The 1,239-nt window shown below is 55.4% G+C and carries 1 protein-coding gene; it reads right to left on the reverse strand.

Translation table 11 applies throughout. From position 1 onward, the window contains the following. Nucleotides 1-208: 208 nt before the first annotated feature. Nucleotides 209-1,239, reverse strand: a 1,031-nt coding sequence (locus K0F88_RS31975) for an IS1182 family transposase (RefSeq protein WP_219097869.1), incomplete at its 5' end; no start/stop codon positions are given.

Consider the following 1,239-nt stretch of genomic DNA (forward strand, 5'->3'; position numbering starts at 1 on the left):
TTTTCAACAGAATCGGCCGACTCCCGCCTGTCGTGACCGGCAGATGTCGGACCAGAGTGTGTAAAAACGCTATCTGGCATCGTCGGCGCGGAGCGCCGACGGCTGTTCGGTGACGGAAATGCACCTGAAGCTCCATGGTCGATCAGTGTAGGCCTGGAGCCCACCAGCAAGGCTTCCCAGCTTGTTGGAGGGGCCAAAGCCGACCTTTTCAGGCCGACAGCGCCTTCATCAAGCCGTTAGCACCAAGGATTTTCATTACTCGCTTCAAGTTATAGGCGAGCACGTTCAAGCTCATCTCGGCGCTTACCCCGTTGAGCTTTCGCGTCAAGAAGTGCGTTGCCCCCATCCATTGTTTGAGCGTCCCGAAGGGATGCTCAACCGTCCGTTTTCGGACTCGCATCATCTCTGGTGCTTTGCTCAGCCGACGCTGCATCTCCTCCAATACGTCTTCATGCTCCCAGCGTCGAACTCGTCGTTCCGTGCTCGGTGTGCACTGCGATTTCAACGCGCAGCCCTGGCATTTCGAACTCCAGTAACGATGCAATTTCAGGCCTTTTTCAACGTAGGAATAGTGCCAGATCAACGCCTCTCCAGCCGGGCAAATGTATTCGTTTTTTGCCGCGTCATAGATGAAGGCATCGTTATTGAAACGCCCGTCAGCCTTGGCTCCCGAGGTCATCGGCTTGGGCACATAAGCGGTGATGCCTGCATCGTGACAGGCCAGGATTTGTTCGCTTTTGAAGTAACCTCGGTCAGCCACCACCGACAACGTATCTGACACCATCGCCTCTCGGGCCTGCTTGGCCATCGAGCTGAGTTGGTCGCGGTCAGAGCCGACGTTGGTCACCTCGTGCGCAACGATCAAGTGGTGCTGAGCATCGACCGCTGTCTGCACGTTGTAGCCAACGATTCCCGTGCCACGCGTCATCATGGAACGGCTGTCTGGATCGGTCAGTGAGACCTGTTTATCGGGCGATTCATTGAGCTGGATTTCGATCGCCTGAAGCTCTTTCATTTGAGTTTTGAGCTTGGCGATTTTCTCTTCCAGCCGCGCGGCACTGGGCTCGGAAGCTGTTGGTTCTTGCCGATCAGCAGCATCGAGTGCCGTCAGGTAACGGTTGATGCTCGATTCAATTTCATCCATTCGCCGCTTCAGTTTGGCGCTGGTGAAATTGCGGTCGCGGTTGTTGACTGCTTTGAATTTGCTGCCATCGATGGCGACCAGATGTTCTCCGAACA

Source organism: Pseudomonas sp. UMAB-40 (assembly GCF_900095275.1).
GTDB classification, from domain to species: Bacteria; Pseudomonadota; Gammaproteobacteria; order Pseudomonadales; family Pseudomonadaceae; genus Aquipseudomonas; species Aquipseudomonas mandelii_B.